Below are 1,609 nucleotides of genomic sequence, written 5' to 3' on the forward strand. Positions count from 1 at the left end.
GGCAGGAAGAAACCGGGACGACAGGCGACCCAGTGTTCGCCGTCCGGGGCGATGCCACCGCCCGGTACCACGCAGTGCACGTGCGGATGGTGTTGCAGGTTCTGTCCCCAGGTATGTAGGACTGTGATGAAGCCGATCTCGGCGCCCAGGTGTTTCGGATCGGCGGCGATCGTGCGCAGGGTTTCGGCGCTGGTGCGAAACAGGATATCGTAGAGCGTGCGCTTGTTCTGGTAGGCGATCATCGCGACCGGCTCGGGAAGCGTAAAGACCACGTGGAAATATTCGACCTTGGGGAGCAGTTCGGCCTGGCGGTGTTCGAGCCATTGCGCGCGGGCGAGCGACTGGCACCTGGGACAGTGGCGATTCCGGCAGCTGTTATAAGAAATCCGTTGATGGCCGCAGGCATCGCACTGCTCGACATGGCCACCGAGCGCCGCGGTCCGGCATAGCTCGATCGCGCTCATCACGCGCCGCTGGGCACGACCGAGCCCGTCAGCGTGTGTCTGCCGGTACTGTGACCCGCGGAAGATGTCCGCCAGCACGAGTGCCACACCCATGTCCGTGCTCAGAAGTATTCGGGCGTGGCGGGCTGAGGGGGAATGGGTTCGGCGTGCGGTAGCAGATCGAAAGGACTCGTGGTGGCGCACACGGTGCTGGTCGCCACTTTCAGGTAACGCGAAGTTGTGGCGAGGGAGCGGTGTCCCATCAACAACTGAATCCTGCGCACGTCAGTGCCGGTCTCGAGCAGATGCGTGGCAAAGGCGTGACGCAGCGGATGCGGCGTGATGGGCTTGCTGATGCCGCTGCGCTGTCGCGCGAGGTTGCATGCCCGTGCCACGGCAAACCGGGTGATGGGCTGGCCGGGGATGTCGCCCGGAAAGAGCCACTCCCGGGGGTGAGCGTCGTGCCAGTACTGTCGCAGGATCTCGAGCAGGCGCGGCGACAGCATTACATAGCGGTCCTTGCGATTTTTGCCCTGGTTCACACGGATGACCATGCGCTGGCTGTCGATGTCGGTGACCTTCAGATGGACGACTTCCGACACGCGCAGGCCGGCGGCGTAGGCGGTCATCAGGATGGTGCGCTGCTTGAGGCTGGCAATCGACTCGAAGAAGGCGGTGATCTCCTCCTTGCTCAGGACGACCGGCAGTCTGAACGGCTTCTTCGGCAACGGAAAGTCCTCGTCGCTCCAGGGTCGCTTGAGCGTCACGCGGTAGAGGAAGCGCAGTGCGCCGATCGTTGCACCGAGGCTGCCAGGGGCCAGCTTGCGCTCCTCGCGCAGATGAATGAGCCAGGCACGGATCTCTTCCGGGCCGAGTAGTTCAGGCGAGCGACGGAAGTGCCGGGCGAAATTTGACACCTGCAGCAGATAGGACTTCTGGGTGTTGTCTGCGAGGTTGCGGATCTGCATGTCGTGCAGCATGCGTTGGCGGAGCGGGGTCATGACGGACCTCCTGGGAACAGTGAATGGAATGCCCGTTGGGCACCTCCATCCTGCTCCCAGCCGCCTGCTCGTCCCTTCCCCCTGGCCCGGCATCCGATAACCGTCCTAGCCGAACGCTAGGCACTGACCTTCGCCTCCCTCCCACTACCGCGTCAGCGGTTTAGT

Annotated in this window: 2 protein-coding genes; both read right to left on the reverse strand. The window is 63.6% G+C overall.

Annotated features, from left to right (window positions below; all coding sequences use genetic code 11):
• Positions 1-557 (reverse strand): transposase zinc-binding domain-containing protein (locus A3A5_RS0120070; protein ID WP_018312315.1); only part of this gene is annotated, 557 nt, incomplete at its 3' end.
• Between the two features lie 8 nt (positions 558-565).
• Positions 566-1,444 carry a site-specific integrase gene (locus A3A5_RS0120075; protein ID WP_018312316.1) on the reverse strand — a complete coding sequence of 293 codons (879 nt, stop codon included), beginning with the start codon at positions 1,442-1,444 and terminating at the stop codon, positions 566-568.
• Between the last annotated feature and the right edge of the window lie 165 nt (positions 1,445-1,609).

The sequence above is a fragment of the Cupriavidus sp. UYPR2.512 genome (genome assembly GCF_000379565.1).
Taxonomy (GTDB): domain Bacteria; phylum Pseudomonadota; class Gammaproteobacteria; order Burkholderiales; family Burkholderiaceae; genus Cupriavidus.

Excerpts from the sequence above, each read along its gene's own strand:
- A3A5_RS0120075 (WP_018312316.1), bottom strand. The coding sequence starts at position 1,444 with ATGACCCCGCTCCGCCAACGCATGCTGCACGACATGCAGATCCGCAAC.